This window comes from Nocardia seriolae NBRC 15557 (assembly GCF_007990715.1).
Lineage (GTDB): Bacteria > Actinomycetota > Actinomycetes > Mycobacteriales > Mycobacteriaceae > Nocardia > Nocardia seriolae.
Genome location: NZ_BJWY01000007.1, coordinates 17,744 through 42,777, shown reverse-complemented (window position 1 = coordinate 42,777; position 25,034 = coordinate 17,744). Strand labels below are relative to the sequence as shown.

Below are 25,034 nucleotides of genomic sequence, written 5' to 3'. Positions count from 1 at the left end.
GTGCCATGCCGGGCCGCTCCGAATTAGGCTGACCACCATGAACTCTGTGTTGGTTACCGGCGCGGCGCGCGGCATCGGAAAGGCCATCTGCCTGCGAATGGCCCAGCAGGGCTGGCAGGTCTACGCGGGCGTCCGCAAACTCTCCGACGGCGAAGCACTGGCCGCCGCCGACTCCCGCATCACCCCGGTGCAGCTCGACGTCACCAACCCCGAGGACATCGCCGCCCTCGACGCGGTCCTCCCCGCCGACCTCACCGCCGTCGTCAACAACGCGGGCGTGGTCGTAGACGGCCCGGTCGAACTCCTCACCCTCGACGAACTCCGAAACCAGTTCGAGGTCAACGTCTTCGGCGCGGTGGCCGTCACCCAGGCCGTCCTCCCGCGCCTGCGCGCCGCCAAGGGCCGAGCCGTCTTCATCTCCTCCCTCTCCGGCCGCATCTCCACCCCCGGCACCGGCGCCTACAACTCCTCGAAATTCGCCCTCGAGGGCCTGGTAGACGCCCTCCGAGTAGAACTCCGCCCCTTCGGAATCCACACCACCCTCATCGAACCGGGCCCCATCGCCACCGACCTCTGGTTCGGCGCCACCGACATGGTCGACACCACCACCGCCCACCTCACCGACGCCCAACGCGACCTCTACGCCGCCCACCTCGCGGGCCTCCGCAAAATGTCCCAGCAGGTCCCCAAGATCGCCGCCCCGGTCGACTCGGTGGTCAAGGAAGTCGAAAAGTCCCTCACCGCAAAGCACCCCAGGGCCCGCTACATCCCCGGCATCGCCGGAAAGATCCAGGTCGTAGCCACCGCCATCACCCCGACCCCGGTCCTCGACACCCTATTCGCCCTGGTCTCCGGAATCCGCCGCCGCTGACGGCGACGGATCACGCTGCGCGGTCGACGAATTCCACAGCCAACTCCTCGCCCTTGAAGGACAACTTCAGCTCCGCCTCGAGGGCGATGGACAGGCGGTGCAGCAGGGGCAGTGTTGGAGTGACGTCTCCGCCTTCGAGGCGGCTCACCTGCGGCTGAGTCATTCCCGCCCGGCGCGCCAACTCGGTCTGGGTGATGCCCAGCTTTGCGCGTCGGTCGTAGACCGCCTGTGCCAAGGCGAAAGCATCAGCGGCTGCGATGTATTCGGGGTCGGCTCGATGTTCGTCGGGGATCTTCCACCGAGTGTGGTGCGCCCGAATCATGGCTGGTCCTCCTTGAAGATACGGTCGTAGATATGAGTGGCGGCGCCGTGTTCGGCCTCGCACTCTTTCTGAGCCTGAATTACTCGGCTGACTTCGAGCGTTTCGCGCATTCGGGTCTTGTGGAACACGGTCAAGAACGAGCCGTTGGCCCGGTGCGAGCCAGTATCCGATCCGTACCGAGGCGCCGTTGAGCCGGAAGCGTAGTTCTCGGACCGGTCCTTCGAGGTGACGCGTCCAAGGTTCGCCCAATGTGGTTGGGCTGGCGGCCAGTCTGTCGACCTTGAACTCGACTGCTCGGTATTCGGCCCTCGAGAGCGTGTCGAGCCAAGCGCTGACCTCAGGTTCGAGCTCGATCGCGTAAGGCTCCTCCATATAATCGACGGTATATGCAATGCAGTGTATAACGCCTGGTATTCGCAGTCGATTGTGAGCAGCGGGCACCGGAAATGCGCGAAGCCGCCCCCGGGCGAGAGGTTCCGGGGACGGCTCGGCGCGCCGATAGGGGCGCGCGTGGATCCGATGGTGTGCGGATCCGGGGTGCGCGGTCGGGCTGTGGTGGCCGCGCACGTTTTCAGGGACGCGTCAGGCGGTGGTGGTGACGCGGTAGGAGTTGAGGCTGTCGATGCGCTCGACGGCCTCGGTGATGATGCGGTCGATCAGGTCGGCCACGGTGGGCAGGTCGTCGATGATGCCCGCGACCTGGCCGGAGGCGAGGACGCCCGCGTGGGTGTTGCCTTCCACCAGACCGGCTTTGAGCAGCATGGGGGTGTTGGCGGCCATGATGACCTGGGACCAGGCCAGATCCTTGTGCTTACGCATGGCGAGGCCGTCCTTGACCATGGTCGACCACTTCATACCGGTCATGTTCTTGAACTTGAAGGCGTTCGAGACCGCCGCGGCCAGGCCGCGCGCACCACTCGAATGTTCCAGCTTGTCCACGAGTTCGTTGTTCAGCACGCGGTGGGGCATGCCGTCGACCTTGGTGGAGACGACGGTGTCCTGGAGTCCGCGCTTGAGGTACTCCTGCTTGACCGAATCCGGCACCGCCGAATCCTGGGTGAGCAGGAAGCGGGTGCCCATGGCGACACCGGCCGCACCGTAGGACAGCGCGGCGGCCAGACCGCGGCCGTCGAAGAAACCGCCACCGGCGACCACCGGGATGTCGACGGCGTCGCGGACGGACGGCAGCAGCAGAGTCGTTGCGACGGAACCGGTGTGGCCACCGCCCTCACCGCCCTGCACGATCACCGCGTCCGCGCCCCAGGAGGCGACCTTCACCGCGTGCTTGGCCGCGCCGATCGACGGCACCACCACCACGCCGTTGTCCTTGAGCCGTGCGATGAGCTCCTTCTTGGGAGCCAGGGCGAAGGAGGCCACCTTCACGCCCTCGCGGATCATGAGCTCGCAACGCTCGGTGGCGTCGAAGCCATCGGCGCGGATATTGACGCCGAAGGGCTTGTCGGTCTTCGCCTTCGTTTTGGCGATGGCCTGTTCGAGCTCCTCGAAGGTCATGGTGGCCGAGGCCAGAATGCCGAGGCCGCCCGCGTTCGCGGTGGCCGCGACCAGACCCGGACCGGCGACCCAGCCCATGCCGGTCTGCACGATCGGGTGCTCGATGCCGACCAGTTCGGTCAGCGGCGTCTTCAGTCGCTGTGCGGTCATGCCGTCACTTCCTTCTCGCGGAAGCCCTTGGGGTCCAGCACGGTCCGGATGATGGTGAGCTCTTCCTCGGTGGGCAAACGGGTTTCGCCCGCCTCGGCCAGGCCCGCGATTTCGAACAAGGTGTTCTCGGCGACCTCGTCGGCGGACACACCCGGGTGCAGCGACAGCGCACGCATGGTGTGGTCCGGGCCGTTGAAGTCGAACACGCCCAGGTTCGAGACCACCCGGTGCAGGTGGTGGAACCGGTAGGCCGGGTTCTCGGAATCGATCTTGTCGTAACCGATTCCGGAGACGATGTCGACCTGATCCACGAACACCCGCTTGTTGTGCTTGGGCACGAAGTAGCTGGTGGCGTGGTTGATGGTGTTGCCCGGCGCGCCGCGCACACCGAACATCTGCCGGGTCGGCTGCTGCAGCGGGCCGAAGGCGGACAGGTTCTGGTTGCCGAAGCGGTCGAGCTGGTTCGCGCCCATGACCACGTGGCGGCGACCGGAATTCACCACATCGAAGACCTTGGAGAACGGAATCCAGCCCTCGATGGGTGCCTTGCCGCCGATCGGCGGGACCTCGGCGAAGAACAGCGCCTCACCGTCGGACAGCAGCAGGTCCGGCTCGAAGGTGAGCCGCGCCAGCCGCGCGCCGATGGTGGTGACGGTGGACATCGGGGAGGCCATGATCTCGCCCGCGCCCCGGAAGATCTCGGCGGCCGCGACGACGCAGATCTCGGCGCGGGTAACCGTAGCGGTGTCAGTCATTACTTCTGCTCCTCGGCGAAAGCCTCGACGGCGGCCTGGTATTCGTCCTCGGACACATCCAGGTAGCGGGCCTTGAACTCGGCCCACGACTCGGGCGTCTTGGCGGCCTCGACGTAGTGGCGCTGGAACTTCTCGTCGCGGCCGTAGCTGCCGGAGAAGGTGAAGTGCGCGCCGCCGGGGGCCTCGACCACGCCGTCGACCATCATGCGATTGAGGATGAGGGCCTGCGTCGGAACGGCTTTCACCAGTTCCTCGGTCTCGACCAGGCGATCCACCGACAGGTAGCGCTTCTCGGCGGAGAGCATGTACAGGTCGTCCATGTACGGGTCGACGCCGGTGTAGGCGGCATTGCCGTGCTTGTCGCCCAGGTCCAGGTGCACGAACGCGGCATCCAGGTTCAACGCGGGCATGGCGACCAGGGTCTCGGTCTTGCCATCGGTCGGGTAAGGCGACTGGACGGTCTTGAGCTCGCCCTCCCAGAAATCGATGACGGCAGAACCCAATCCGGCGCGGATCGGCAGGAACGGCAGCCGGGCCGCCGCGGCCTGCAGACCGCACTTGACCATGCCCTCGTCCATCTCGCGCACGGTGATCGCGCCCTCGGTGCGCGCCTTGGCGAACCACGGGTCGTAGAACGGCGCGGAATCCAGCGACACGAATCCGTAGTACGCCTTGCGCACCTTGCCCGCCGAGCACAGCAGACCCAGATCCGGACCGCCGTAGGTGACCACGGTCAGGTCCTTCAGATCCGAACGCAGCAGCGCGCGCACGAAGGCCATCGGCTTGCGCCGCGAACCCCAGCCGCCGATGCCGATGGTCATGCCGCTGCGGAGCTCGCCGACGACCTCGTCGAGGCTCATTCGCTTGTCGCGCATATTATTTCGGTCCTTCTACTGTGCTTTTCCGGGCGGCCAGGTCGTCGTCGAAACGCGCCCGGATCTCATCGGCGACACCGGCGAGGTTGAGCTCCATGGTGAAGCCCTGCTCGAACCGGTAGGAGCGGTGCACGTCCTGCACGTCGATGCCGTTGAGCGCCTTCTTGGCGGCGCGGATGACGCGGCCGTCCTTGTCGGCGATGTTCTTGGCGACTTCCATTGCGGCGGCGTCGAGTTCGGCGCGCGGGACCACCTTGAAGACCGAGCCGTAGTGGTGCAGCTGCTGCGCGGTGAGGGTGCCCGCGGTGTAGAACATGGTCCGCATCAGGTGCTGGGGGACCAGCCGGGCCAGGTGGGTGGCCGCACCGAGCGCGCCGCGGTCGACCTCGGGGAGGCCGAAGGTCGCGTCGTCGGAGGCGACGATGACATCGGAGTTGCCGACCAGGCCGATGCCGCCGCCCAGGCAGAAGCCGTTCACGGCGGTGACGACAGGGACCTCGCAGTCGTAGACCGCGGCGAAGGCGGCGAAGCAGCCGTGGTTGGCGCGGATCAGGGCGGTGTGCCCGACATCGCGGTTCATCTCCTTGATGTCCACGCCCGCGTTGAAGCCGCGGCCCTCGGCGCGCAGCACGACCACGCGGGTCTCGGGGTTCTTCCCGGCCTGGGTGATGGCGTCGGCGAGGGCGAACCAGCCGTCGGAGGGCAGGGCGTTGACCGGCGGGTAGTCGACAGTGACGACTTCGACGCCCTCGGTTTCGGTGTGACGGTTGATCCCCATCGAATGTCCCATCGTTGACAAAACAAGCAAGTGCTTGGTAGGTTAGCACGGTGGGAATCGAAGTAAACCTGTCCGGCTCGGTCGTCCTGGTCACCGGCGGCGTGCGCGGCGTCGGGGCCGGCATCAGCCGGGTCTTCCTGGACGCGGGCGCGACCGTGGTGGCCTGTGCGCGGCGGCCCGGCGACACCCCCGTCGAGAGCAATGGACGCGGCATCGACTTCCTGCCGTGCGATGTGCGCGACGCCGATTCGGTGCGCGGGCTGATCGACGCGATCGTCGAGAAGTACGGGCGGCTGGACACCGTGGTGAACAATGCCGGTGGCGCGCCCTTCGCACTGGCCGCCGATGCCTCCCCCAACTTCCACTCGAAGATCGTGCAGTTGAATCTGCTTGCGCCGCTGCTGGTTTCACAGGTGGCCAATGAGGTGATGCAGAAGCAGGAGACCGGCGGATCGATCGTGATGATCTCCAGCGTCTCCGGACATCGGCCCTCGCCCGGCACCGCCGCCTACGGTGCGGCGAAAGCAGGTGTGGACAGCCTGGTTTCGTCGCTCGCGGTGGAATGGGCACCGAAGGTGCGGATGAACTCCGTCATCTGCGGCCTGGTCAATACCGAGTCCTCGCACCTGCACTACGGCGACGAGGACGGCATCGCCGCGGTGAGCCGCACGGTTCCCATGCAGCGCATGGCAACCCCCGAGGACATCGGCCGCACGGCCGCCTTCCTGGCCTCGCCCCTGGCCGCCTACATCACCGGCAGCGCGCTGCTGGTGCACGGCGGCGGCGAGAAGCCCGCGTTCCTCGAAGCTTCCACCGCAGACGTCCCCGCCGTCTCGGGCCACTAGACCGATCGACAACGAAGAGGTAATCGATATGAGCGACAACAAGATCTGCGACGGCCGCGTCGTCATCGTGACCGGAGCGGGTCGCGGCATCGGCCGCGCGCACGCCCTCGCCTTCGCCGCCGCGGGTGCCAAGGTGGTCGTGAACGACATCGGTGCCGAGCTCGACGGCGCGCCCAGCCCGGATTCCCCGGCCGCGCAGGTCGTCGCGGAGATCAAGGCGCTCGGCAGCGACGCCGTCGTGAACGGCGACGACATCTCCGACTGGGAGGGCGCGCGCCGCCTGATCGCCACCGCCGTCGAAACCTTCGGCCGCCTCGACGTTCTCGTCAACAATGCCGGTATCGTCCGCGACCGCATGCTGGTCAACCTCGGCGAGGACGAGTGGGATGCCGTCATCAAGGTGCACCTCAAGGGCCACTTCGCCCCCATGCGGCACGCCGCCGAGTACTGGCGCAACGAGGCCAAGGCGGGCCGCACCCCCGAGGCCCGCATCATCAACACCAGCTCCGGCGCGGGCCTGCTCGGCTCGGTCGGCCAGGGCAACTACTCCGCCGCCAAGTCCGGCATCGCGGGCCTGACCCTCACCGCCTCCGCCGAATTCGCGCGCTACGGCATCACCGTCAACGCCATCGCCCCGGCCGCGCGCACCCGCATGACCGAAACGGTCTTCGCCGACATGATGGCCGCCCCCGAGGACGGCTTCGACGCCATGGCCCCGGAAAATGTCTCTCCCCTGGTGGTCTGGCTCGGCAGCACCGACTCCGCCGGCGTCACCGGCCGCATGTTCGAGGTCGAGGGCGGCAAGGTCACCGTCGCCGACGGCTGGCGCCACGGCGTCTCCATCGACCGCGGCGCCCGCTGGGAGCCCGCCGAACTCGGCCCGGTCGTCCGCGACCTGCTCTCCAAGGCCACCACCCCGGAGCCCGTCTACGGCGCGTAAGAGCCCGGGCTCGACTTCTCATCGCCGGTATCCCCACGCGGGATGCCGGCGATGGTCGTTTCAGGGTCCTCGCACCGCTTGCGGTCACAAAGGCCGAAGGGTCCTGATGCGCCCGGGTTCCGTTGCTTCGTCGCTGATTTCGCCGAGGACGGTGCGGGCGGTCGCGACCTTCGCGGGGCCGACGCGGTCGGCGAGGCGCTGTTCGTAGGCGGCGTGGAAGTCGCGGACGGTGCGGAGCATGTCTTCGCCGCGCGGGGCCAGATGGAGGAGTTTGGCGCGTTTGTCGGCGGGGTCGGGGCGGCGTTCGACGTAGCCGTGGCGGACCATCTCGTCGACCACCTTGGCCGCGCCCTGTGCGGTGATGCCGAGTTGCTCGCCGAGTTGGCTTGCGGTGCGGGGGGATTCGGCGAGGGCGCGCAGCACGTAGCCGTAGGACGCGCCGAGCACCTCGTGGCCGTGGTCGGCGAGGTGGGCGTGCAGTTGCTGCACGAAGGACTGGTAGGCCTGGCCGAGTAGCACGCCGAAATCCATGTGTTGACGCTCCTTTCGCATGGGCATATATTCAACTCTAGTTGGACAACCTTGGTTGAAGATATGGAGACAGCATGCCACTCATCAAATCCGCCGACGCACCCACCTTCGAGGGTCCGGGCATGACCGCCACCGGACTGGCCGCACCCAGTCGGGGCTCCGGAGAGAACAGCGTGTGGCGATTCACACTCCAGGCCGGCAGCGGTGGTCACGCGCACGCGGTGTCGCGGGAGGAGATCTTCGTCGCACTCGCCGGCGGCGCCCGCATCGAGATGGATGGCGCGGTCGCGGATTTCCGGGCCGGGGACGCACTGGTGATTCCCGCGGACACCGTTTTCAGGCTGTCGGTGCCGGGGGATGAGCCGTTCGAGGCGGTGGCGGTCCTGCCCGTGGGGGCCTACGCCCAGGCGCCCGGCGGCGAGCGCGTCAGCCCGCCGTGGGCGCAGTAGGTGAACATATCGTCCGCCTCGTGATGACGGATGATTTGCTGCCCTGTTGGTCTGAATTGTCGATATTCGACAAGGTCGCCGGGCCGCACGGCGGGGACCGGGAGGTGGTCGGGCAGGGCAGTGGGGACCGGTCTAGGCCAATTGGGCTGGGGCGCTTGGTGATATTCGATACGTAGGGGGTTGGGCAGGCGTACGGTTTGTTGGACCCCCTAATGCAATCGGGACTTGTGCGGGATCACGTAGTGACCGGTACGATGGCCGCGTTCCGCAACGGTCTGGCAATCGGGGCGACAGGGAGCTCGAAACCTGTCCCGATCCGCCGGGCGTGGATCGGGATTCCGTACCCCTGGTGCGGAGACAAGCCAAGTGCGCGGTATCGATGAGGGGATGGCTGTCGCATGATCGTCGATCGTGCAATGCGCCTGGCGGCAGTTATCGCAGCTGTCGCCGGTTCGGCGCTGCTCGGGCCCGCGGCCGCCGATGCGCAGCCGGGTGGCATCCCGCTCGATCCCGTGCCCGCCGGGCAGGACCCCGGCCAGTCGGCACCCCAATCCCAGCCCGTGCCCCAATCCCAGCCCATCGACGGGCAGGCGCAGGCCGCCACCCCGGTGGCCGGGCCGCTGGATCTGCTCTCCATTCTGCTCGGCCTCGGCACCGGTTCGGCCGGTGTCGGTTCGGCCGGCGTCGGCGCCGTACTGGGCGGCACCGGATCCGCGGTCCTGGGCACCGGTTCCGCCGCAACCGGATCCGCCGGCGCGGGTTTGGGTTCGGCCGTCGCGGGTGCCGGTTCGGCCGGAGCCGTGACCGGTTCCGCCGCGGTCGGTTCCGCCGGACTCGGCACCGGATCGGTGCTCGGCCTGGGCTCCGCGGGCGTCGGCTCGGCGGGCCTCGGCACCGGCTCCGCGCTGCTGGGCGTGCTGCTCGGTACCGGTTCGGCCGCAACAGGTTCGGCCGCCGTGGGTTCGGCGGCCGTCGGCTCGGCCGGACTGGCCGCGCTGTGCACCGGGTCCGCGGCGGTGGGTTCGGCCGGAATCGGTTCCGCCGGTGTGGGTTCCGCGGTAGGCGGTTCGACCGGCGTGGGTTCGGCGGGTGTCGGCTCCTCGGTCGGTTCGGCCGCGACGGGCTCGGGCGTCGGCTCGACCGCGACGGGTTCCGCCGCCGGCTCGGCCGATCTCGGTTCGGCCGCGGTGGGTTCCGCGGCCCTCGGCTCGGCAGGCCTGGGCTCGGCCGCGATCTGCGCTTCCCCCCTGCTGCTCCTGCTGATTCCGTTGCCCAGCCCGCCCGCCGTGGTGCCGCCGGTGCCGATCGAGATTCCGCAGTCCCCGGCCGTGCCGCAGCTGCCCGCCGTGGTCGCCCCGGCCGCCGCGCTGCCCGAACCCGAACCCGAGGCCGCGCCCGCCCCGCCGCCTCCGCCGCCACCCGCGCCCGCCCCGGCTCCCGCACTGGCGCAACCGAATCCGGATGTGAAGCCGACCTCCAACAACACACCGCTGCCGCCGTGGAAACCACTGTCGGTGATCGGCGGGCTGATCGCCATGGCGCTGGTGGGCACCGGCTCGGGCGCGGTCAGTTTCCAGAGCGCGTCCGCCGCCCAGGGACGCGTCGATGCCGCACGCGCGGCGTTCTTCGGACCGAGGGCATGAGAGGACCGCGATGACCGAGAGCAAGGCTCATAGCATCGGGTCCTACCGGCGGGTGGCCGCCGCGGTGGACGCGGTGTGCGCGGTGGCGGCCGACTTCGACGCCACCGACCTGGACGAGGTGGTGCTGGCCATCTCCGCCGAGCGGCGGCGGCCCATCGAGATCGCCAGCGCCCAACTGGGTCCGGGCGTCTGCGGCCAGCGCCGCAGCTATCCGGACCGCGATGTGATCGTGCTGGCGCAGGCGCTGCCCAGCCGCGAGCACACCCTCGCGCACGAGTTGGGCCACATCGTCTTCGACCATCCGGGCGAGGCGGCGACCGAGGTGGTGCTGGAGGCCAGCGACGATCTCATCGCCTACATGCTCAGCCAGCGCGCACACCAGAAGACCATCGATCTGGGCGACGACGAACAGTGCGAGTGGGAGGCGGAGACCTTCGCGAGCATGCTCATGACCCGGCTCCGCGTGTTCAACAGCCGAGGCGCGGGCGTCTCGGTCCTTCGATTCGACGAGGCACTCGGATGACCGGGGCAGGTCCCGGAGGCGGCGGCGTGCGTAACCACGCAGGGCCCCACGGGCATCCGCGAAAGGGCGCAGCATGACTTTCTGGTTGACGGCCATGTTGGTCTGGATGGCCTCGGGTGCACGCGTCGGGCGCGTGCTGGTGAAACCGGCGACCACGGCTCGGGTCGCGATCGTGATCGCGGTGGCCGCGGTGGCCTTGGCGGTGACCGTCGGGGTGCCGGAAATCGGTCTGGCGGTGGATCATCTGGCGCCCGGCGGGGTGCACGGCATGTGGCTCGGCGATCGGCTGGTGACCGCGGCCTGGATCATGTTCGCCACCGCGGCCTCGGTGGTGGCGGCCGCGGCGTGGCCGGTGGTGTCGCGCCGGAATCTGCGTCAGATCGGCATGATGATCTACGCGGGCGGCGCGATCGCCATGATCCTGACGCTGCTCTGGTCGGCCACCTTCGGCTGGGCGGTCGTCGTGCTCGAGTGCGTGTTCATCGTGATCACCGGTGTGCGCAACCTGGATTGGACCACCCTGGGCCGCGGCATCGCGCTCTACACCACCGGCACCTTCGTGGTCGGCGTGCTGGCGGCGCTGTCGATTCGCCGCGCGGCGCACGACGAGCCGATGCCGAAGGCTGGCGACGCGGGCTGGTTCTGGCCGGTCTGGCAGCTCGCCGCCATGCTCATCGCCGTCGGCGCGGTGTGGATCGTGCTGGAGCTGTGGTGGCGAGCGCGGGTGCTGCTCAAGCAGATTCGTACCTTGCACCGGGTGCTGATCGCCCGCTTCCCGGAGGTGGTGGCGCACGAGCAGACCGGATCGGGCACCCAGCTCAAGGCTTCCGATCAGGTCGCGCAGATCATGGACGCGCTCTACCTGCAGTCCGGTGGCGGAGTGGAACTGGCCGCGGCGGGTGCGCCCCCGGTCTCGGTGACCGAGCGCGCCGGGCGGGTGGCCGAGTGGGCGCGGAATCCGTTCGGCCCGGTGGTGATCGACGGCCGGTGGATCTCGCCGCCGGCGGGGGTGAGCCCGCGCGGCTGGGTGCAGGCCATCGCCCGCGCCTACGATGCGGCCGGGGCGGATTCCGCCGCTGTTCAGGGTTCTGCCAGCCGGTAGTCATTACCCGTTCATTACTGTTCCGGGGAGCCATCCATTACTGTCCGGATGCGCCCCGAAGTTGATCACGCGGAGATCACCGGGCGCATTTGCGATCTTGTCGCAAAAGAGCAAGTCCCGCACCGCGCTGATTGCCAAGGGCGTGGCATTCCGTCGGGCCTTCTCGATGAGACTTCGTATCCGAGGTTTCGTCTCATCGCACCCGGCGTGCGTGGTGCGGGACTTACTTGTCAATGAAGTTGTCACTCTTGCTTGTCGCGAGATGGTGCATTGGGGGCGAAACACTCACAGTGCACAAAACGACATAGTGCACAAAACAACTCACTCGGCCGACCGGGAAGTCCCGGGCGGCGTTATGCCAGGTTTGTGCATAATGCACCAGCGCAGGGGTCTACGCCACATGGCCTCAGCATGCTGATACCGGTGCAACACTCTTCACTCAGACCGAATGGTCTGCGGGACACCGGCGCCGCCCTGCAAGCGCCGCCGGTGACCCGCCTATGTCTGGTTCAGAACAAGCCCTGTAACAAACCAACACAGTGCGGCCTCCGAGCTAGCCGCACTGTGTTGCGCTGTGGCAGTGCCTATTCCGTGCCGTCCGGAGGAATTTCGGGCAGCCCTTCGCTGGCCCGCAACTTCTCCGCCATAGAGGTGAGGAGGTTCTGAGATTCTTCGGAGAGGTCGAACGCCCTACTCGACAGACGACGGAGTCCATAGCCCTGCAGCTGGGGCAGCAGCTCGAGATCGTGATCGATCTTCGCCGCGTAGATGTCGTTGAAGAAGTAGTCCGGCTTGACCTTGAAGAACTTTGCCAGTGCTGCCACCGTCTCATCCGACGGGTTCGTGCGCTGTCCCGACCGCAACTGCGACAGATACGGTTTCGAGATCGGATGGCCGGATGCCGTCAAGGCGGCCGCCACCTCTGCGTTCGTGTGCGGCTTACGCCCCGGGGGATGCACGGTTTCGAACAGCTTGTTCAGCCGCGCCGCGAAATCAGCCATTGTGAGCCGCCCAATTCCCTTCGCTGTACTAACAGTCGTTATCTCGGATACGTATCATTGATATTAGCGGCTCAGTAACTGAAAACCTACGCCTGATTCGCGATTTCCTTGAAGCTTCTAGGCGGTGATCCGCTTCACCCACTGTGGCTTGGGCGTTTGCGGGGTCACCCCACGGTTCTTGCCGAGGGCTTAAGAGCCCCGGTTCTGGCCCGTCGCGAGGGTCTTCCCGGACGGGCCTCGGGTAGCCATAAGATAGCTGACGTCTCATCTTCCTGTCTGTACCGAAGTTTGTGTGGCGTACGCCACGTTTCGGGGCAACTCAGATGAACGTTCAACCTGGCCGAAAATCATTGAGGGACTAGATCCGTTCGATGATGGTGCCCGTCGCGAGGGCGCCGCCGCAGCACATCAGGATCATGGCGGTGCTCTTGTCGGTGCGCTCCAGCTCGTGCAAAGCCGTTGTGATCAAGCGGGATCCGGTGCTGCCTACCGGGTGGCCGAGCGCGATCGCACCGCCGTTGACGTTCACCCGATCGAAATCCGGCTTGTGCACCGAGGCCCAGGACAGCACCACGGACGCGAAAGCCTCATTGATCTCGAACAAATCGATATCCGAGATGGACATGCCGGTGCGCTCGAGCAGTCGCTCGCACGCCTGAACCGGACCGTCCAGGTGGAATTCGGGCTCGCCGCCCACCAGGCACTGCGCCACGATGCGGGCGCGCGGGCGCAATCCCTCACGCTGCGCGGCCTTTTCGTCCATGAGCAGCACCGCGGCCGCGCCGTCGGAGATCTGCGAGGAGGTGCCCGCGGTGTGAATTCCGCCCTCCACCACCGGCTTCAGCTTCGCCAGGCCCTCGCGGGTGGTCTCGCGCAGACCCTGGTCGCGGCTGATGTCGGCGGTCTCGCCGGTGAGGTTGCCCTCCTTGTCGACCTGCGGCGCACCCTTGATGGTCAGCACCTCGCGGTCGAAACGACCCTCGGCCCACGCCTGCGCGGCCAGCTGCTGCGAACGCAGCCCCAGCTCCTCGATGTCGTCGCGAGTGATGCCGCGCCGCTTGGCGATTCGCTCGGCGGCCTCGAACTGGTTGGGCATGTCGATGCTCCACGAGGCCGGACGGCGCGGGCCCGCGTTCGTTCCGACATTGGCGCCCAACGGAACATGGCTCATGGACTCGATGCCGCAGGCCATACCGGCCTCGATGGCGCCGGTGGAGATGAGACCGGCGACCAGGCCGGCGGCCTGCTGCGCCGAACCGCACTGGTTGTCGATGGTGACCGCACCGGTCTGCCACGGCAGCCCGGCGTGCAGCCACGCGGTGCGGGTGACGTTGTTGCCCTGCTCGCCCACCTGCATGACGCAGCCGCCGATGACCTGTTCGACCAGTGCCGGATTCAGCTCCGCGCGCTCGAGCACGCCCTTCTGGGCCGCACCCAGCAGCTCGGCGGCGTGCAGGCCGGCCAGCCAGCCATTGCGCTTGCCGATCGGGGTGCGCGCGGCCTCGACGATGACGGGAGTACCCATGTCTGTCCTTCCGGATTAGAACTGCAACGAGTTCACTGCAAGTAACGTAAGTCTGTTCGGGTCCATTACCTAGTCCCTTCTCTTGTTTTACCTCCTATGCTTCAATAGCGGTAGAACGTGTTTCAGTTGGTCAAAGGAGACTGCTGGTGGTGGACACTGCAGCCCGGCCCGGAGTGCCGGATGGATTCGATGTCACCGACCCCGAGATGTGGGCGCAACGGGTGCCGGTCGAGGAACTTGCCGAACTGCGCCGCAGCGCCCCGATCTGGTGGAACCCCAAGTCGCCGGACAAGGGTGGCTTCACCGACGATGGCTTCTGGGTGCTGTCCAAGCACGCGGACGTCAAGACCGTCTCGCGCCGCGATGACGTTTTCTCCACCTATGAGAACACCGCGATCCCGCGGTTCCAGGACGACATCACCCGCGAGCAGATCGATCTGCAGCGCTTCGTCCTGTTGAACAAGGACGCGCCCGAGCACACCAAGCTCCGCAAGATCATCTCCAAGGGCTTCACCCCGCGCGTCATCAACGGCCTGCGCGCCGAGCTGACCGCTCGTGCCGAGGCCATTGTGAAGGCGGCCGTCGAGGCGGGCTCGGGCGACTTCGTGGAGCAGGTGGCGGCCGAGCTGCCGCTGCAGGCGATCGCCGAATTGATCGGCGTGCCACAGGATGACCGCAAGAAGCTGTTCCAGTGGTCCAATGACATGACCAGCTACGACGATCCGGAGAGCACCGCCGATCCGGTGGTCGCCTCCACCGAGATCCTCGGCTACTCCTACCAGATGGCGGAGGCCCGGCGCGCCTGCCCGGCCGACGATATCGTCACCCAGCTCATCAATGCCGACATGGACGGCGAGGCGCTGCTGCCGGAGGAATTCGGCTTCTTCGTCATGATGCTGGCCGTCGCCGGCAACGAGACCACCCGCAATGCCACCACCCACGGCATGATCGCGTTCCTGGAGAACCCCGATCAGTGGGAGCTCTTCAAGAAGGAGCGGCCCAAGACCGCCGCCGACGAGATCATCCGCTGGGCCACTCCGGTCAGCTCGTTCCAGCGCACCGCGCTCGAGGACGTGGAAGTCAGTGGCGTGCAGATCAAGAAGGGGCAGCGGGTGGTGCTGTCCTACCGCTCGGCCAACTTCGACGAGGAGGTGTTCGAGGATCCGTACACCTTCAATATCCTGCGTGATCCCAACCCGCACCTGTCCTTCGGCGGCACCGGCGCGCACTTCTGCATCGGCGCGAACCTGGCCCGGCTGGAGATCGAGATCATCTTCAACGCCACCGCCGACCACATGCCCGACATCAGCAAGCTGGGCGACCCGCGCCGGCTGCAGTCCGGCTGGCTCAACGGCATCAAGGAATTCCAGGTCGACTACCGGACGTGTCCTGTGAAGCACTGAGCCGTAGATGATTTGATCTGTCCCGCACCCCTCTCACTCCTCGGGGCAGAGAAAAAGGAAGCGGGCGACCGGATAATCCGGTCGCCCGCTTTATCTTTCGAATCCCGGCCGAAAGGTCTAGACCTTCTTCATCGTCGACATTGCGCGCTCGGTCTCCCAGAAGGCGCGCAGGGCAAGGATTTTGCCGTCATCGTCCACCTTGTAGGTGAAAACGCCTTCGGCATCGATGATATGGCCGCCCATGGTGGTGCGAATGCGGCCGGTGAAGGCCACCTCGCGCCCGCACGCGAAGGAGTCCTCGAAGAGGAATTCGATGGAGTCGGTCTGGGCGATCGCCTTGTCCCAGAACGCCGCAATGGCCTCGGCCCCGCGGTGTCCCACGCCCTCGGGGTCGAAGAAGGACGGCCCGACCGGATCCTCCACGATGCCGTCGGCGGCGAACAGCGCCACCCAGGCGTCCTTGTCCTTGGCGCGGACCGCGGCCTGGGAGGCGGCGCCCGCCACCCGGGCCGGATGTTCGGTGGTGGTGGTCACGGCTGCTCACTCCCCACGACCCACATCGAGAAGTACTGCGACCCACCGCCGTACGCGTGGCCGAACGCCTTGCGCGCATTCTTCACCTGGTAGTCGCCCGCGCGGCCCATGACCTGCTTGGCGGCCTCGGCGAAGCGGATCATGCCGGACGCGCCGATCGGGTTGGAGGAGAGCACTCCGCCCGACGGATTGACCGGCAGCTTGCCGCCGATGGCGGTCTCGCCGGCATCGGTGAGCTTCCAGCCCTCGCCCTCGGGCATGAAGCCCAGGTTCTCCAGCCACATGGGCTCGAACCATGAGAAGGGGACGTAGATCTCGGCCGCGTCGATCTCCTCCAGGGGGTTGGTGATCCCGGCCTGCTTCCACAGCGCCTTCGCGGCGTGCCGTCCGGCCTGCGGGTTCACCTGGTCGCGGCCCGCGTAGGCGAGCGGCTCGGTGCGCATGGCGGTGCCGTGCACCCACGCCACCTTCTTGCCCTGCGCCTCGACCGCCTTGGCCGACGCCTCGTCGCCGATCACCATGGCGCACGCGCCGTCCGAGGACGGGCAGGTCTCGTCGAAACGAATGGGGTCCCAAAGCATTTGGGACGACATCACCGATTCCAGCGTGATGTCGGGCTGATGCAGGTGCGCGAGCGGATTGCGCGCGCCATTGCGGCGATCCTTCACCGCCACCATCGCGCCCACATGCAGCGGGGCATTGGAGCGGCGGATATAGGCGCGCACGTGCGGGGCGAAGTAGCCACCCGCGCCCGCGCCGACCGGCTTGGTGAAGGGCACCGGATTCGACAGCGCCCACATGGCGTTGGACTCCGACTGCTTCTCCCACGCGACGGCCAGCACTCGGCGGTGCACGCCCGCCTGCACCTGATTGGCGGCCACGATGGCGGCCGAACCGCCGACCGAACCGGCCGTGTGCACCCGGAGCAGCGGTTTTCCGGTGGCGCCCAACGCATCCGCGAGGAACAGCTCCGGCATCATGGAGCCCTCGAAGAAGTCGGGGGCCTTGCCGACGACGACGGCGTCGATATCGGCCATGGTCAGGCCGGAGTCCGCCAGCGCACGGTCGATCGCCTCGCGGACCAGGCCCGCCATGGATACATCGGACCGTTTGGTCACGTGATGAGTCTGTCCGGTGCCGAGCACCGCCGCCGGGAATGGCCCACCCGTCGCCCCGCCGCCGCCCCCAACGGAATCGCTACGCGATGCGATGTTCATTTTGCCTCCAGGGTGGCAACCAGGTTCTGCTGCAAGGCCGGTCCCGAACTGGCGTGTGCCAGTGCGTGATTCGCATTGCCGTTGAAGATTTCGGTGGCGGCGAAGCCGATGCGCTCGAGCCCGGTCGCGAACATCGGGTTGCCCGAGAGGGGCCCGCCCGAGGGATTGATGCGGGTATTCCCGTTCAGGCCGATGGCCTGCTTCAGGATCAGCTCCTCGTGGCTGTACTGGGCGTGCAGCTCGGCGACATCGAAACCGCTCGCGTCGCCGCCGGTGACGGCGTCGGCCGCCTGCTTGGCGGAGGCGGAGACGGTCAGGTCACGAGCGCCCAGCACGGGGGAGTCGATGTAGTGGGCGATGCCGGTCAGCCAGGCCGGGCGCGCGCACAGCTCGCGGGCGCGGTCACCCACGGCCAGCACGATGGCGGCCGCGCCATCGGTGATGGGGGCAATGTCGTGGGCGCGGAACGGATCGGCGACCTTGGCCGCGGCCAAGTACTTTTCGGCGTCGCCGCCGGTGCTGCGGGCGGCGACCGCGGCCATATCCGCTTCGGTCCACTTGCCCGCGTCCAGCCCGGCGCGGGCCTGCAGTCCGGCGATCGAGACCGAATCCGGCCACAGCGGCGCGACCAGGTAGGGATCGGTCTGCAGGGCCAGGATCTGCCGCAGCGTACCGGCCGAGGACTTGCCGAAGCCGTAGACCAGCGCCGTCTTCGCCTGTTCGGAGCGGAGTTTCACCCACGCCTCGTACAGCGCCCAGGCGGCGTCCATCTCGACGTGCGATTCGTTGATGGGCGGCACCGCGCCGATCGAGTCGATCGCCGAGATGAACGAGAAGGCGCGTCCGGCGAGGTAATCCGAGGAGCCCGAGCACCAGAAGTCGATATCGGCGACGGTGGTGCCGAGCTTGGCGTGCAGCTCCTGGAACAACGGCGCGAGCATCTCCACGCCATTGGTGGTGCCGAAGGTCTCCGGCACGTGCGGCGCGTGTGCGAAGCCCACCACCGCAATATCAGTAGCGTTGTTACGCCCTCCCGTCGCCCCGCCGCCACCCCTATGGGAATCGCTACGCGATACAGAGTTCATTATTTCAGCGCCTCTCTACAGGTGGTGCGCGAAAGAGTCGTAGTCGGCGTCCGGTTCGCCGGTGGGCCGGAAGTGGTCGATATTGCCGATGGACAGGCCCCACTCCTCGCGCGGCTTCCAGACGGCCTCGACCCGCATGCCCATCCGGACTTCGCTCGCCTCGATGCCGAGCACCAGGTGCAGGAACGGAATGTCCGCGCCGTCGAGCAGGATGTAGGCGGCCACGTACGGGGGCTTGATCGACTGACCCATGAACGGCACGTTCACGATGCAGAAGGTGGTGACCAGGCCGGTGTCGGCGACCTCGACGTAATCGTCGGTGGGGGAGCCGTCGCGCGGGTCCGCGCCGCGCGGCGGGAAGTACACCTTGCCGTCCATGCGGGCGCGGGCGCCCAGCAGACGACCCTCCATGAGCGCATTCAGGAATTCGGCCTCCTGCGGCGCGGCGGTGTGCTTGATATTGAAGTCGACCGGGGTCACGATGCCGGTGACCGGTTCGGTCGCGGCATCGGAAGACGCTGGGGCGGCGACGGATTCGGCACCGGGTTCGAAGGCTGCGATGTCCTGGATACGCCCGGTGCGCTCGGCGGCCCAGCGCGCCCGTACCCGCATGCCGGTCGAGATGTCGGCGGGGGAGGCCACGTCCACGGCGTGCAGGATGGCGGTGTCCGCGCCGTCGAGCTTGATCAGCGCGAAGGCGAAGGGCCGGTCGAAGGGTTGGCCCGGAATCGGCTCGGCCACCCAGGACCAGGTCTGGACCGTGCCGACATCGGAGACCTCGACGCACTCCGAGAGCGGCTCGCTGGTCTTCGGATCGAATTCCGCGGGCGGCACGATCACGCGCCGGTCGGAACCCCGCACCCCGACGACCTTGCCGGACCGCAGTTCCGTGAGGAAGCGACCGATGATCGGACCGGTGGAGCGGGTGTAGTCGAATTGCATCCGCAGCGGTGCGGACAGTATCTCGGTGTTCCCCAGAGTCACGAGATCGAGTAGAACAGGTTCTAGTGATGGTGGCAAGAGCCGGGGCCGGGCCCCTGCTGACCGCCCCGCGATGTTCTAGGAAGGAACCTGCAATGCGCTTCGGCCTGCAACTCGGATACTGGGGCGCGCAGCCGCCCGCCAATACGCGGGAGCTGGTGCTGGCCGCGGAGGAGACCGGCTTCGACGCCGTTTTCACCGCGGAGTCCTGGGGCTCGGACGCCTTCACGCCGCTGGCCTGGTACGGCTCCGACACCAGCCGGGTGCGCCTGGGCACGTCCGTGGTCCAGATGTCGGCGCGCACCCCCACCGGCACCGCCATGGCCGCGCTGACCCTCGACCACCTCAGCGGCGGGCGGCACATTCTCGGGCTCGGCGTCTCCGGCCCGCAGGTGGTGGAGGGCTGGTACGGCCAGCCGTTCGGCAAGCCGCTCGCGCGCACCCGCGAATACGTGTCGATCGTGCGGCAGGTGCTGGCCCGCGAGGGCAAGGTGACCGGCGACGGACCGCATTACCCGTTGCCCTACAACGGTTCCGGGTCGACCGGGCTGGGCAAGCCGCTCAAGCCCATCACCCACCCGCTGCGCGCGGACCTGCCGATCTGGCTGGGCGCCGAGGGGCCCAAGAATGTCGCGCTGACCGCGGAGATCGCCGACGGCTGGCTGGCCATCTACTACACGCCGCGACTGGCCGATATGTACAACGAGTGGCTCGACGAGGGTTTCTCGCGGCCCGGCGCGCGGCGTTCGCGCGAGGATTTCGAGATCGCGGCCACCGCACAGGTCGTCCTGACCGACGATCGCAAGGCCGCGCTGGACGCGATCCGGCCGTTCAGCGCGCTGTACATCGGCGGCATGGGCGCCGAGGAGCTCAACTTCCACGCCGAGGTCTACCGGCGCATGGGCTACGGCGCGGCCGTCGACGAGATCACCGCGCTGTTCCGATCCGGCCGGAAAGAGGAAGCGGCCGCGGCGGTGCCGGACGAGCTGATCCTGGACACCACAATCATCGGCGACGAGGCCGAGGTGCGTGAACAGCTGAAGGTATGGGAGCAGGCCGGAGTCACCATGATGCTGGTGGGAGTCCGGGACGTTTCTCAGTTCGAGCGCCTCCGTCCGCTGATCGAATCGTAGGAATGTCTGTAGTGTGTGACAGGGGGCACATTCGGTCCATCGACTGAGTGAGATTTGTGGCTTGTCACACACAAGAACACGTTCTATTTTGATCCTGTGAGCTACAACATTGCGGACCTCGTCGAGCACACCATCGACCTCATGCCGGAACGTGTCGCACTGGTTGACGACTCGCGTTCGGTGACCTATGCCGAACTGGAGGACCGGGCCAACCGGCTGGCGCACTACCTGCAGGATCAGGGCGTGAAGCCGGGTGACAAGGTCGGCGTGTACTCGCGCAACACCATTGAGGCCGTGGAGGCCATGGTGGCCATCTTCAAGGCGCGCGCGGTCATGATCAACGTGAACTACCGCTACGTTGAGAACGAGTTGCAGTACATTTTCGAGAACTCGGACATGGTCGCGCTCATTCACGAGCGGCGCTACAGCGACAAGGTCGCCAATGTGCTGCCGAACGTGCCGGCGATCAAGTCCGTGATCACCGTCGAGGACGGCACCGACCTCCCGCTGCCCCCGACCGCGGTCGAATACGAAGCGGCGCTGGCCGGTTCGCGCGGCGAGCGTGACTTCGAGGAGCGCTCCTCCGACGACATCATGATGATCTACACCGGCGGCACCACCGGCATGCCCAAGGGCGTCATGTGGCGGCAGGAGGACTGGTGGCGCGTGCTCGGCGGCGGCATCAACTTCTACACCGGCGTCTTCGTCGAGGACGAGTGGGAGCAGTCCAAGGGCGGCGCCAGCGGCAATGCGCCCATGGTGCGCTACCCGATTCCGCCGCTGATCCACGGCGGCGCGTTCACCGCCACCCTGCACAGCCTCTTCGACGGCGGCAAGGCCGTCATGCTGCCCGAGTTCAGCGGCCACGGCGTGTGGCGGGCCATCGAGCGGCACGGCGTGAACATGATCTTTATTACCGGTGACGCCATGGCCCGTCCGATGCTGGACGCGGTGGCCGAGGGCAACCCGGAAACCGTTGAGCCGTACCAGCATTCGAGCCTGTGGGTGCTGGCCTCCAGCGCGGCGCTGTTCTCGCCCGCCTTCAAGGACGACTTCATCGAGCGGTTCCCGAACGCGCTCATCACCGACTCCATCGGCTCCTCCGAGACCGGCTTCGGCGGGCTGGCCGTGGCCGCCAAGGGCGCCACCCACACCGGTGGGCCGCGCGTGAAGATCGACGGCTCCACCAAGGTGATCGACGAGGAGGGCAACGAGGTCGTGGCAGGTTCCGGCCAGGTCGGCATGCTGGCCCGCACCGGGAACATTCCGCTGGGCTACTACAACGACCCGGTCAAGACGGCCGAAACCTTCAAGGTGTTCAACGGCGTTCGCTACTCCATCCCCGGCGACTACGCCCGGGTGGAGGAGGACGGGACTGTCACCATGCTGGGCCGCGGTTCGGTGTCCATCAACTCCGGCGGCGAGAAGATCTACCCCGAGGAGGTCGAGGGCGCGCTCAAGGCGCACCCGGAGATCTTCGACGCGCTGGTGGTCGGCGTGCCGGACGAGCGCTGGGGTCAGCGGGTGGTGGCGGTCGTGCAGTGTCGCGGCGAGTCTCGCCCGACCCTGGAGGAGCTGCGGCCGACGCTGGTCAAGGAGATCTCCTCCTACAAGATGCCGCGCAGCCTGTGGTACGCGGACGAGATCAAGCGCTCGCCCGCGGGCAAGCCGGACTACAAGTGGGCCAAGGCGCAGACCGAGGCCCGCGAGGCCGACAACCACGCGCAGGCCTCGAGTTCGAAGTAGTTCCAGCGCACGGAATTACAACAATGTGATGCCCGCCTGCTTCGGCAGGCGGGCATCTTTTGTCGGTGGGCTGTGCGAGGCTGTCTGGCATGAGCGAGAAGGCAGGCAGATCCGCCGTCACCGTGTCGGATGATGTATTGCGCTCTTTCGAAGGGCATCGGCGGGAACTATGCGCCTATGCGTATCGAATGCTCGGGTCCTCGTTCGAAGCCGAGGACGCGGTGCAGGAGACGTTCACGCGCGCGTGGAAGTCGTACGACTCGTTCGAGGGCCGGTCCAGCCTGCGATCGTGGCTGTACAAGATCGCGACCAATGTCTGTCTGGACATGCTCGACGGGCCGCAGCGGCGCGCCCGGCCCATGGATCTCAACGGCCCGTCCACGCCGGATTCGACGCTGCCCGCGCCGGAACCGGATTACGTGTGGGTGGAACCGATTCCGAACGCGCTCGCCTTCGGCGCCGATCCGGCGGAGGCCGCCAGCGCGAAAGACACTCTGCGACTTGCCTTCGTGGCCGCGGTGCAGCATCTGCCCGCCAGCCAGCGCGCCATCCTGATCATGCGCGAGGTGCTGCGGTTCTCGGCCGGAGAGACCGCCGACATGCTCAATGTGTCTCCGGCGTCGGTGAACAGCGCTCTGCAGCGCGCCCGGGCCACCATGTCGAAGGTGCAGGAGAGCGCCACGGTCTCCGACACCTTCGACGAGAACAACGAGCAGCAGCGCAAACTCGTCGACGACTTCGTCAAGGCCTTCGAGGCCTACGACATGGACGCGCTCACCGATCTGCTCAAAGCCGATGTGGCCCTGTCCATGCCGCCGTTCTCGCTGTGGATCTCGGGCCCGGAGAACGTGGCCGCCTTCATGCTCGGCACCGGCCACGCCTGCCGCGACTCCCGCATGATCCCGCTCGCGGGCGCCAACGGCCTGCCCGCCTTCGGCCACTACAAGCCCGGCGACGAGCCCGGCCTGTGGACCCCGTGGTCCATCACCACCCTGGAACTCGACGGCGACCGCATCTCCGGCCTCACCTTCTTCCTCGACACCGAGAAGCTGTTCCCGCTCTTCGGCCTCCCCATGGAGCTACGCCCGAACTAACCTGGCGCGAAGGGTTTTCGCGGAAGGGGGAGCGATGACGGTCGAACTGCCCGCCGACGAGCGCTGGGTGGGGAATCTGCGCGGAATGCTGGCGGAGGTCCGGCACGAGGCCGTCATGACCATGACGAGACCGCGGCGCGGGCGTTGGGGGTGTCGCTGCGCACCTACCGGCGCTACGTCGCTCAGCTCATGGCCCGATTCGATGTCAGCACCCGATTCCAGCTGGGTGCGCGGATTCGTGAACTGGGACTGTCGCGCTGAGCGACGGCCGGTCCCTCAGCGGGGCGCGCGCATGGCCTCGGCGCGCTCGGCCGCGTAGCGCTTGGCGGCGGGATAGTCGGCCTTGCCGCTGGGCTGCCGCATGACCTCGTCCACCAGCCAATATCCGCGCGGGGCCTTGTGTCCCGCGACCTTGGTGCGCAGGTGCGCGTCCAGTTCGTCCAGGGCGAGCGCGGCGTTCGGGCGCGGCTGCACCAGCGCCGCCACCGCCTGCCCGAATCGTTCGTGCGGAACACCGATCACCAGGGCGTCGAAGACATCGGGATGCGACTCGAGGGCCGTCTCGACCTCCTCCGGAAACACCTTCTCGCCACCGGTGTTCACGCATTCGGAACCGCGGCCCAGCAGGGTGACGGTGCCGTCGGCCTCGTAGCGGGCGTAATCACCCGGTGCCACATAGCGTTTGCCGTCGATCTCGAAGAAGATCGTCTTCGATTTCTCGGGGTCCTTGTAGTAGCCCAGCGGCACGTGGCCTGTGCGGGCCATTCGGCCCACCGCTCCGGGACGGGGTTCGACCAGGTTTCCGTCGTCGTCCAGGAGCGCGGCCTGCGCCCCGAACTTCACCCGTGGCCCCTGCGAATGGTCGGAATCCTTGGTGACCACCGACAATCCGGTGCTGCCGCTCTCCGACGACCCGATCACGTCGGTGATGAACAGGTTGGGGAAGGCATCGATGTACTGCTGCTCGAGCGAGTGCGAGAAGAGTGCGGCATGGCTGCTGAACGCCCAGAGCGACGAAACTCGTACTGTCCAGCGTGATACGCCTCGAGCAGCGGTTTGGCCATGGCGTCGCCGACCACCGTGAGCACATTGACCCCGTGCCGCTCCACCACCCGCCAGACCTCGTGCGGGTCGAACCGCGGCACGAGAACCACGGTGCCGCCGGAGTTCAGGGCGATGAAGGCCGCCCACTGGGCCGCGCCGTGAATGAGCGGCGAGAGGGGAGCCATGACGATGCCGGTCGGCGCGGACTCGGCACCGTTGGCCAATTCCCATTCGTCCGATACATATTCGCCGGTCACATGGTTGATGCCGCCGCCGAGCGCGCGCCACACGTCCTCGTGTCGCCACATGACGCCCCTGGGCATGCCGGTGGTGCCGCCGGTATAGAGGAGGTAGAGATCGTCTCCGCTGCGCGGGCCGAAATCCCGCTCGGGGGATTGCGCGGCCACTGCCGCGTCGTAGTCGGGCCCGATCGCGAGGATCTCGGTCAGGCTCGGCGCGGCTGCCCGGACCGCCGCCACGATATCGGCGTATTCCGCCTCGTGCACAAGGGCTTTCAAATCGGCATTGGCGACGATGTAGCGCACTTCTTCGGCCCCATGGCGATAGTTCACGCAGACCGATACGGCCCGTAATTTGTAGGTCGCGAGCATTGTTTCGAGTGCCCCGACGGAATTGCGCGAATACACCCCGACGTGATCGCCCACGCGGATTCCGCGGGCGGCCAGATGATGGGCGAGCCGGTTGGCTCGCTCATCCAATTCGCGGTAGGTGAACCGCCGGTCCTCGCAGATCAGCGCGGTGCGCTCCGGGACCGCGTCCACCGCGTGTTCGAACAGGTCCGCAACGTTGAAAGCCATGGCCGCACCCTGGCTTTCGCGGGAGTGGAGCGACAGTTCATCGGATGGCAGGAAGTTGTCATGCGGCCCGGCCGTGGGATGTTCCGCGAGCCGGTCCCCTTCTGTCCAAGCGCGTAGACATGAACCCGGCCCGCGGCTCTCCCACCCTCGCTGCCGG

General features: G+C 67.3%; 23 protein-coding genes and 1 pseudogene. 11 read left to right on the top strand and 13 right to left on the bottom strand.

Annotation, left to right across the window (positions count from 1 at the left end):
• Positions 1 to 37: 37 nt before the first annotated feature.
• Positions 38 to 871: an SDR family NAD(P)-dependent oxidoreductase gene (locus NS2_RS03585; RefSeq protein ID WP_033085635.1), complete on the top strand. Its 834-nt coding sequence runs from the start codon at positions 38 to 40 to the stop codon at positions 869 to 871.
• A 10-nt stretch (positions 872 to 881) separates the two neighbouring features.
• On the opposite strand, the gene NS2_RS38745 is transcribed toward NS2_RS03585, so the two are convergent.
• The 5 genes from NS2_RS38745 to NS2_RS03555 form a co-directional block, all read right to left on the bottom strand.
• Complete coding sequence (locus NS2_RS38745) at positions 882 to 1,565, bottom strand: helix-turn-helix domain-containing protein (protein ID WP_211724351.1); 684 nt, start codon at positions 1,563 to 1,565, stop codon at positions 882 to 884.
• A 210-nt stretch (positions 1,566 to 1,775) separates the two neighbouring features.
• Positions 1,776 to 2,855: an NAD(P)H-dependent flavin oxidoreductase gene (locus NS2_RS03570; RefSeq protein WP_033085636.1), complete on the bottom strand. Its 1,080-nt coding sequence runs from the start codon at positions 2,853 to 2,855 to the stop codon at positions 1,776 to 1,778.
• Positions 2,852 to 3,610: a CoA-transferase subunit beta gene (locus NS2_RS03565; protein ID WP_036545242.1), complete on the bottom strand. Its 759-nt coding sequence runs from the start codon at positions 3,608 to 3,610 to the stop codon at positions 2,852 to 2,854. The genes NS2_RS03570 and NS2_RS03565 overlap by 4 nt, the downstream gene beginning before the upstream one ends.
• On the bottom strand, positions 3,610 to 4,485 hold the full coding sequence (locus NS2_RS03560) for a CoA transferase subunit A (protein WP_172416802.1): 876 nt from the start codon (positions 4,483 to 4,485) through the stop codon (positions 3,610 to 3,612). Before NS2_RS03560 ends, NS2_RS03565 begins: the two co-directional genes overlap by 1 nt.
• Before the next feature lies 1 nt (position 4,486).
• The gene (locus tag NS2_RS03555) at positions 4,487 to 5,263 is read right to left on the bottom strand and encodes an enoyl-CoA hydratase family protein (protein ID WP_033085638.1); all 777 of its coding nucleotides are present in this window, start codon (positions 5,261 to 5,263) and stop codon (positions 4,487 to 4,489) included.
• 50 nt (positions 5,264 to 5,313) lie between these two features.
• On the opposite strand from NS2_RS03555, the gene NS2_RS03550 reads away from it, so the two are divergent.
• Together NS2_RS03550 and NS2_RS03545 are read left to right on the top strand one after the other, a co-directional pair.
• The gene (locus NS2_RS03550) at positions 5,314 to 6,108 is read left to right on the top strand and encodes an SDR family oxidoreductase (RefSeq protein ID WP_370737271.1); all 795 of its coding nucleotides are present in this window, start codon (positions 5,314 to 5,316) and stop codon (positions 6,106 to 6,108) included.
• Positions 6,109 to 6,136: 28 nt separating this feature from the next.
• Positions 6,137 to 7,048 carry an SDR family oxidoreductase gene (locus tag NS2_RS03545; protein ID WP_033085639.1) on the top strand — a complete coding sequence of 304 codons (912 nt, stop codon included), beginning with the start codon at positions 6,137 to 6,139 and terminating at the stop codon, positions 7,046 to 7,048.
• Positions 7,049 to 7,132: 84 nt separating this feature from the next.
• On the opposite strand, the gene NS2_RS03540 is transcribed toward NS2_RS03545, so the two are convergent.
• Entirely contained in the window at positions 7,133 to 7,579 is a 447-nt protein-coding gene (locus NS2_RS03540) for a MarR family winged helix-turn-helix transcriptional regulator (protein ID WP_033085640.1), read from the bottom strand.
• A 74-nt stretch (positions 7,580 to 7,653) separates the two neighbouring features.
• Between NS2_RS03540 and NS2_RS03535 the strand changes: the two genes are divergently transcribed.
• The 4 genes from NS2_RS03535 (at position 7,654) to NS2_RS03520 (ending at position 11,296) form a co-directional block, all read left to right on the top strand.
• Complete coding sequence (locus NS2_RS03535) at positions 7,654 to 8,028, top strand: cupin domain-containing protein (RefSeq protein WP_033085641.1); 375 nt, start codon at positions 7,654 to 7,656, stop codon at positions 8,026 to 8,028.
• A 398-nt stretch (positions 8,029 to 8,426) separates the two neighbouring features.
• Entirely contained in the window at positions 8,427 to 9,671 is a 1,245-nt protein-coding gene (locus tag NS2_RS03530) for a TrbL/VirB6 family protein (protein WP_052085976.1), read from the top strand.
• A 10-nt stretch (positions 9,672 to 9,681) separates the two neighbouring features.
• Complete coding sequence (locus NS2_RS03525) at positions 9,682 to 10,194, top strand: ImmA/IrrE family metallo-endopeptidase (RefSeq protein WP_033085642.1); 513 nt, start codon at positions 9,682 to 9,684, stop codon at positions 10,192 to 10,194.
• A 73-nt stretch (positions 10,195 to 10,267) separates the two neighbouring features.
• Complete coding sequence (locus tag NS2_RS03520; RefSeq protein ID WP_033085643.1) at positions 10,268 to 11,296, top strand: hypothetical protein; 1,029 nt, start codon at positions 10,268 to 10,270, stop codon at positions 11,294 to 11,296.
• Positions 11,297 to 11,880: 584 nt separating this feature from the next.
• On the opposite strand, the gene NS2_RS03515 is transcribed toward NS2_RS03520, so the two are convergent.
• Positions 11,881 to 12,297: a helix-turn-helix domain-containing protein gene (locus NS2_RS03515; protein WP_033085644.1), complete on the bottom strand. Its 417-nt coding sequence runs from the start codon at positions 12,295 to 12,297 to the stop codon at positions 11,881 to 11,883.
• 358 nt (positions 12,298 to 12,655) lie between these two features.
• Positions 12,656 to 13,822, bottom strand: a complete 1,167-nt coding sequence (locus NS2_RS03510; protein WP_033085645.1) for a steroid 3-ketoacyl-CoA thiolase — start codon at positions 13,820 to 13,822, stop codon at positions 12,656 to 12,658.
• A 206-nt stretch (positions 13,823 to 14,028) separates the two neighbouring features.
• Here NS2_RS03510 and NS2_RS03505 point away from each other — a divergent pair, with 206 nt between their 5' ends.
• A complete protein-coding gene (locus NS2_RS03505; RefSeq protein ID WP_045436161.1) occupies positions 14,029 to 15,225 on the top strand; it encodes a cytochrome P450 in 1,197 nt (398 codons plus the stop codon).
• A gap of 117 nt (positions 15,226 to 15,342) precedes the next feature.
• Here NS2_RS03505 and NS2_RS03500 read toward each other — a convergent pair whose 3' ends face one another.
• From NS2_RS03500 to NS2_RS03485, 4 genes are read right to left on the bottom strand one after another with little or no spacing between them, the layout of a single operon-like run.
• Positions 15,343 to 15,759 carry a nuclear transport factor 2 family protein gene (locus tag NS2_RS03500; RefSeq protein WP_033085646.1) on the bottom strand — a complete coding sequence of 139 codons (417 nt, stop codon included), beginning with the start codon at positions 15,757 to 15,759 and terminating at the stop codon, positions 15,343 to 15,345.
• A complete protein-coding gene (locus NS2_RS03495; RefSeq protein WP_081985627.1) occupies positions 15,756 to 16,976 on the bottom strand; it encodes a thiolase family protein in 1,221 nt (406 codons plus the stop codon). The genes NS2_RS03500 and NS2_RS03495 overlap by 4 nt, the downstream gene beginning before the upstream one ends.
• The gene (locus NS2_RS03490; RefSeq protein WP_081985628.1) at positions 16,973 to 18,061 is read right to left on the bottom strand and encodes a thiolase family protein; all 1,089 of its coding nucleotides are present in this window, start codon (positions 18,059 to 18,061) and stop codon (positions 16,973 to 16,975) included. Before NS2_RS03490 ends, NS2_RS03495 begins: the two co-directional genes overlap by 4 nt.
• A 15-nt stretch (positions 18,062 to 18,076) precedes the next feature.
• Positions 18,077 to 19,045 (bottom strand): Zn-ribbon domain-containing OB-fold protein, encoded by a 969-nt coding sequence (locus NS2_RS03485; RefSeq protein ID WP_033085648.1) that lies wholly within the window; start codon positions 19,043 to 19,045, stop codon positions 18,077 to 18,079.
• 92 nt (positions 19,046 to 19,137) lie between these two features.
• On the opposite strand from NS2_RS03485, the gene NS2_RS03480 reads away from it, so the two are divergent.
• The 3 genes from NS2_RS03480 to NS2_RS03470 all read left to right on the top strand — a co-directional run bounded on the left by NS2_RS03480 (position 19,138) and on the right by NS2_RS03470 (position 23,015).
• The gene (locus NS2_RS03480; protein ID WP_033085649.1) at positions 19,138 to 20,175 is read left to right on the top strand and encodes an LLM class F420-dependent oxidoreductase; all 1,038 of its coding nucleotides are present in this window, start codon (positions 19,138 to 19,140) and stop codon (positions 20,173 to 20,175) included.
• 96 nt (positions 20,176 to 20,271) lie between these two features.
• Entirely contained in the window at positions 20,272 to 21,921 is a 1,650-nt protein-coding gene (locus NS2_RS03475) for an acyl-CoA synthetase (protein WP_033085650.1), read from the top strand.
• An 89-nt stretch (positions 21,922 to 22,010) separates the two neighbouring features.
• Positions 22,011 to 23,015, top strand: coding sequence for a sigma-70 family RNA polymerase sigma factor (locus NS2_RS03470; protein ID WP_033085651.1), 1,005 nt, complete (start codon positions 22,011 to 22,013; stop codon positions 23,013 to 23,015).
• Positions 23,016 to 23,291: 276 nt separating this feature from the next.
• Here the strand turns inward: NS2_RS03470 and NS2_RS03460 are convergent.
• Positions 23,292 to 24,877 (bottom strand): annotated as a pseudogene (locus NS2_RS03460) (acyl-CoA synthetase).
• Positions 24,878 to 25,034: the final 157 nt, after the last annotated feature.